Raw genomic sequence first — 5,709 nt, 5'->3', positions numbered from 1 at the left:
CCCATGTGACGGCGTTTCAGTTCTCGACGCCCATCGACCGGGCCAGGACGGGCCACGACTTGCGCAGGTCCTGTTCCCAGTACCCCCACGAATGGGTTCCGGGTGCGCCGACGTCTGCCGTGACGGGGATGCCCAGCTCGCCCAGCTTGTCCACCAACTGTTGCGTGCAGATGCCGGTGGCCAGTTCGATGCCACCGCCGAGGACGATCTGCACGGGCAGGACGTTCGGATCATCGCTGATGCGGGCGTTGCCAGGGGTATCGAATGGTCCGGGCGCGCCGTTGCGGCTGGTCACGTACAGGGCCTTGCCGCGCAGCTTCTCCGCGTTGAGGTACACATCGTGCTCGATCCACTGCGGGTCGCCGTCGGGTCCCCACATGTTGTCCACGTTGCCGTTCCCGCGGCCCTCGACCACGGTCTTCACGTATTGCTTGCCCAGCGGATCGCTGACGCGCACACATCCGCTGAACGACGCGACGCCGGAGTAGAAATCGCCGGTCCGCGCCGCGAGATCCAAGGCGGAGCCTGCGCTCATCGACATTCCCATGATCGACTGCACGCCATCGGCACCGAGTGCCGCATCGAGCAGCGGGGGGATTTCCTCGGTCAGGAACGTTTCCCACTTGTTGCGGCCGAGAACCGGATCGTCGCTGACCCAGTCGGTGTAATAGCTGAAGTTACCTGCGAACGGCGACACGACGTTGACGTTCTTGTCCGAGAAGAAATCGATGATATCGGTGCTTTCGACCCAGCCGGAACCCTTGACCACACCGATACCGGCACCGTTCAGTACGTAGAGGATGGGCCGCGGCACGCTGGTGTCTGCCGGTCGCAGCACATCGAGAGGCACCACGGTGTCCATGGACGGTGAGTACACGTCGATCTTCCAGTGCTGCTCGCCGGACTTGTCGATGCTCACGATCCGCGCCGTGGCGGGATCGGCCTGGGGATCGGCATCGGCGGTGCCCACCCCGAGGAACGCGGCCGTCAGGACACCGACGGCCGAGACGGCAATTGCGCGTGCACGACGGCGTGTCACGTGTGTTCGACGCATCAGAGGCCACCTCGAGCTGGAAAGTACGGGTCCCCCCCGCCGGATGCGTCGCACACGGATAGCGACACTGTAATGCGTGGTGGTGGACACCACGGTGCCGGGATTCGTTCCACTGCCGGGATGCGTGGAGTTTGCCCGGTTTCATAGTTCGGTGGTAGGAATCCGAGGTGCATATCACCGCCAGGGTGGACTACGCCGTCCGAACACTGGTCGAACTGGCGGCGGCCGGTCCTGCGGTGTCCAAGGCCGAATACCTTGCGCACGCGCAGTCCATTCCGCACAAATTCCTCGAGGCCGTGCTTGCCGATCTGCGACGTGGGGGACTGGTACACAGCAGGCGTGGTCCCGACGGCGGCTACTGGCTGGCCCGTCCCGCCGACGAAATCACCATCGCCGACGTCATCCGGACGGTGGAGGGGCCCCTGGCGTCGGTGCGGGGCGAGCGGCCCGAGGACGTCGAGTATTCCGGCCCCGCCACCAGACTTCAGGACGTATGGATCGCAGTACGGGTGAACCTGCGTGCCGTGCTCGAGAACGTCACCCTTGCCGACGTGGCCGACGAGAATCTTCCCCACTTCATCACCGAACTCACCGCAGATCCCGGAGCCTGGCAACGTCGAGGGGCTTAGTTCGGACGAGCAACTACGCCGGCCGCGGTGATGTGTCCTTGCGGGCCAGATACGCGAACATCGTCACCGACATGTGAAAGTCGCCGCTACGTGCGCCGGCGTCCAGTTCACCCAACAGTGCGGTGCGTTCGCCGGGTGTGATGCTGCCCTCTGCGACGGCGTATTCGGTCATCATCTGGACGAGCGGACCGGTGGCGTCGTCTGATTCCTGTATCAACGCCTGTGAGCCGACGTCTTCGATCGTGAGGCCCGCGGCGGTGAGCTGTCCGCGGAGCAGGCGTCCGGACAGCGGGTTGGCGGTACGGCCGAGCATCACGCGGGTGATCCGCTCCAATACCGCAGGGTTGCCCGGATGCATGATCGCTGTGCCCCAGTCGCTGTCGAGGATGACGGCCCGTCCACCCGCTCGCAGGACACGTGCCACTTCCGCGGCCGCCCGCGCAGGCTCGGTCAGGTGCTGGAACACCCGTTCACAGCGGACGGCGTCGAGGCTGCCGTCCGCGAAAGGCAGGGCGTAGACGTCGCCGACGACGAACTGCGCCGCGGACCGTGCATTCTCGGCACGTTCGGTGGCGATTCGAACCATCCCCGGATTCGGGTCGAGTCCGAAGGCTCGGCCCGTCTCGGTGATCGCTGTAGCGAGGGCCTGGGTCTCGGATCCGGTGCCCGATCCGATGTCGAGGGCGCTTTCCCCGGGCTGCAGGTGCAGCGCTGCATGTGCCCACTCGCGCAGGCGGCGGATGCCCGGGCGTTCGGCCTGCACGTCGAGGACTGCCGACAACTGTTCGAGATCACTGTGGTCGATCTCGTCCGAGCGGAAGGAGACCGGTTTCGTCGGGTCCGTCACCCCCCGAGCGTAAACCTGGAGTGGCCTGGCACACAGTGGGTGGCGCGATGTGGCCAACGACATAAAAGTGCATGGCTCTGCAAATTTGCAGGCGAGTGCAAGTTCTGTACCGTTGATGAAGTGATATCCGAACTGGGTCTGCGAGACCGTAAAAAGGCCGCCACACGCGCTGCTCTCAGCGGCGCTGCCGCGCGTCTGGCTCGCGCGCTGGGTATCGAGTGCGTCACGGCCGACGCGATCGCCTCCGAGGCGGGAGTGTCGACCCGCACGTTCCACAACTATTTCTCCAGCAAGGAGGAGGCGGTACTCGCGCAGCTCGAGGAGTCCATCCGCGACTGGGTGGAGCTGCTCCGGGCACGTCCCGAGGATGAGCCGATCTGGGATTCACTCGAGCACGTGGTGGTTCAGATCGTCACAGATCCGGCGAAACCGCTCGAGGAAACGCACGCGATCATGGAGCTCGTCGAGTCCAGCCCGTCGCTCCTCGCGAAGAAGCTCGAGGTGCATCTTCGGGTCACAAGGCTGGTCGGCGCGGTAATCGCCGAACGGACCGGAACGAACATCGATACCGATCTCTACCCCAATCTGCTGCACATGACTGTCGGCGCTGCCTGCACGGTGGCACTCGACCTGTGGATGAGCGGCAAGTCCGGCGCGAGCGGACCGGAAGAACTGGTGCGTGACGCCTTCCGTCAGCTCCGCCGCGGAATTCCCCAGCCGTAACCCGGCACTTCTCGACCAGCATTCGCAACACCGACTCAGAAGGAGCCTCTCATGGCCACCTATCTTTATCGGATCGGCAAGTTCGCCTACCGGCGAAAAGGCGCGGTCCTCGGCATCTGGTTGGTGATCCTGGTCCTCATGGGCGTCGGGGCGGCAACCCTGTCCGGCCCCACCTCGGACTCGTTCTCCATCCCGGGTACACCCGCGCAAGAAGCGCAGGACCTGATGGCCGAGCGCTTCCCCCATGCCGCCGGCGGCAACCCCATGGAAGACGTCAGCGCGCGCTACGTGTTCGCTGCCCCTGAGGGGCAGACGCTCGACACCCCCGCGAACCAGGCGGCGATGGATGCGGTGCTCGCGCAGGTGCGCGGCATCGAGCGGGTGCAGGACGCGGCGAAGGTCGATCCCGCCACGGCCTCGGGCCCCGAGGCATCCTCGGCGCTGGTGAATCCGGTGGTTGCGAACAACCGGCTGGTCGAAATGGCGGCGTCGTCGGCAGCCGAGAAGGGAACCCCCGAGGATGTTGCCGTCGCGAACGCCGCGGCGCTTTCACCGCTGAGCCCCGACCGGACCGTCGGCTACGTCGAGGTCCCGTTCACCGGTGCGGTCACCGACGTCGATGATGCGCTGCGCGAACAGGTGACGACCGCCGCCGATGCCGGCCGGAGCGCCGGGCTGACCGTCGAGATCAGCGGTACCGCCGCCGCCGAAGCAGAGGCACCGGGCGGTGCCACCGAGCTCGTCGGTATCGGTGTGGCCGCCGTCGTCCTCGCCCTCACCTTCGGTTCGCTCGTGGCCGCCGGACTGCCGCTGATCACTGCGATCATCGGCATTGCGATCGGCAGCCTCGGTATCACCGTGGCAACCGGGTTCATGGATCTCGGTTCGATGACCCCGACTCTGGCGATCATGATCGGCCTGGCGGTCGCCATCGACTACTCGCTGTTCATCGTTTCCCGGTTCCGTCACGAACTGTCTCTCACGGAGGACCGTGCGGAAGCGGCCGGACGCGCCGTCGGTACCGCCGGTTCCGCTGTCGTGTTCGCCGGGCTCACCGTCTTCATCGCGCTGGTTGCCCTCCGTGTCGTCGGGATCCCGTTCCTCTCCGACATGGGCGCGGCCGCGGCGTTCACCGTGCTCATCGCGGTGCTCATCGCGCTGACCCTCTTGCCGGCGATGCTCGGATTGTTCGGACGCAAAGCGTTTGCAGGGAAGGTTCCGTTCATCAAGAGCCGCGATCTCGAGAACGACGAAGGCGGCAAGCCGAGCCTGGCCCTGCGCTTCATCAGCGCGGTGGTCCGTCGCCCCGCCATTCCGTTGATCGGCGGCGTGGTACTGCTGGGAGCGCTCGCCCTCCCCGCAGCGGGACTGAACCTGGCACTGCCCAGTGAGTCGACGGGCGATCCCGCGACCAGTTCGCGCCAGGCCTACGACCTGGTGACCGAGGGGTTCGGCCCCGGTAAGAACGCGCCGTTGCTCGTCGTCGTGGACGCCAAGGACGCCACCGTCCCCGCGCCGGAAGCGTTCGGCGAGGTCGTCGCCACCATCACCGCGCAGGACGACGTGGCCAATGCCCAGGTCGTCGGTACGAACATGGCCGGCGACACCGCGCAGATCCTGGTCACTCCGAGTAGCGGTCCGAGCGATTCCGCGACCATGGATCTGGTGAACAACATCCGTGGGGCCGAAGCGGATCTCCACGATTCGATCGGCGTCAATTACGGGGTCACCGGCCAGACCGCGCTGGAGGGCGATATCTCCGAGACGCTGCAGGACGCGCTCATTCCGTACCTCGCCGTGGTCGTGGGCCTTGCCTTCATCCTGTTGTTGCTGGTGTTCCGCTCGATCCTCGTCCCGCTGACGGCCACTCTCGGGTTCCTGCTCAGCGTCGCGGCCACCTTCGGCGCCACGGTCGCCGTCTTCCAGGAGGGCTGGGGTGGCATCATCAGCAACCCGCAGCCGATCGTCAGCTTCATGCCGATCTTCCTGATCGGCGTCGTGTTCGGTCTCGCGATGGACTACCAGGTGTTCCTGGTGACCCGGATGCGGGAGGAATACGTCCACGGTGCCACCGCCCGGCAGGCCGTCGCCATCGGCTTCACCCACGGTGCACGGGTGGTGAGCGCCGCGGCGATCATCATGATGTCGGTGTTCGCGGCCTTCATCGCCGAACCGAACTCGTTCATCAAGTCGATCGGTTTCGCCCTGGCCGCGGCAGTCTTCTTCGACGCATTCATCGTGCGCATGGTGATCATCCCGGCAGTCATGGCGCTGCTCGGCGACAAGGCGTGGTGGCTGCCGAAGTGGCTGGACAAGATCCTGCCGAACGTCGACATCGAAGGCGAGAAGCTCGTCAAGGTGCTGCCCGTCGCCGAGAGCAAAGAACTGGAGCCCGCGAGATAGGCGTTCCGTTCGTGAGTGTTCGTGAGTGTTCGTGAGTGGTCGAGGGGGTCGGG

The 5,709-nt window shown here is 65.7% G+C and carries 5 protein-coding genes; 3 read left to right on the top strand and 2 right to left on the bottom strand.

The features are described 5' to 3' along the window. Window positions 1-16 precede the first annotated feature (16 nt). Window positions 17-1,054, bottom strand: a complete 1,038-nt coding sequence (locus tag WAW17_RS10735) for an alpha/beta hydrolase (protein WP_422332965.1) — start codon at window positions 1,052-1,054, stop codon at window positions 17-19. 167 nt (window positions 1,055-1,221) lie between these two features. Here WAW17_RS10735 and WAW17_RS10730 point away from each other — a divergent pair, with 167 nt between their 5' ends. Further along, entirely contained in the window at window positions 1,222-1,683 is a 462-nt protein-coding gene (locus WAW17_RS10730; protein WP_422332964.1) for an RrF2 family transcriptional regulator, read from the top strand. Between the two features lie 13 nt (window positions 1,684-1,696). Here WAW17_RS10730 and WAW17_RS10725 read toward each other — a convergent pair whose 3' ends face one another. Next, on the bottom strand, window positions 1,697-2,530 hold the full coding sequence (locus tag WAW17_RS10725; RefSeq protein WP_422332963.1) for a methyltransferase domain-containing protein: 834 nt from the start codon (window positions 2,528-2,530) through the stop codon (window positions 1,697-1,699). Window positions 2,531-2,650: 120 nt separating this feature from the next. On the opposite strand from WAW17_RS10725, the gene WAW17_RS10720 reads away from it, so the two are divergent. Both WAW17_RS10720 and WAW17_RS10715 read left to right on the top strand, forming a co-directional pair. Further along, window positions 2,651-3,253 (top strand): TetR/AcrR family transcriptional regulator, encoded by a 603-nt coding sequence (locus WAW17_RS10720; protein ID WP_422332962.1) that lies wholly within the window; start codon window positions 2,651-2,653, stop codon window positions 3,251-3,253. A gap of 51 nt (window positions 3,254-3,304) precedes the next feature. After that, a complete protein-coding gene (locus WAW17_RS10715; protein WP_422332961.1) occupies window positions 3,305-5,656 on the top strand; it encodes an MMPL family transporter in 2,352 nt (783 codons plus the stop codon). The last annotated feature ends 53 nt before the right edge of the window (window positions 5,657-5,709 follow it).

Origin of the sequence: Rhodococcus sp. (in: high G+C Gram-positive bacteria) (assembly GCF_049286785.1) — a bacterium.
In the GTDB taxonomy this organism is placed as follows: Bacteria; Actinomycetota; Actinomycetes; order Mycobacteriales; family Mycobacteriaceae; genus Rhodococcus_F.
Note: the sequence above shows the minus strand (reverse complement) of the source record. Positions and strands in the feature narration are given on the sequence as shown.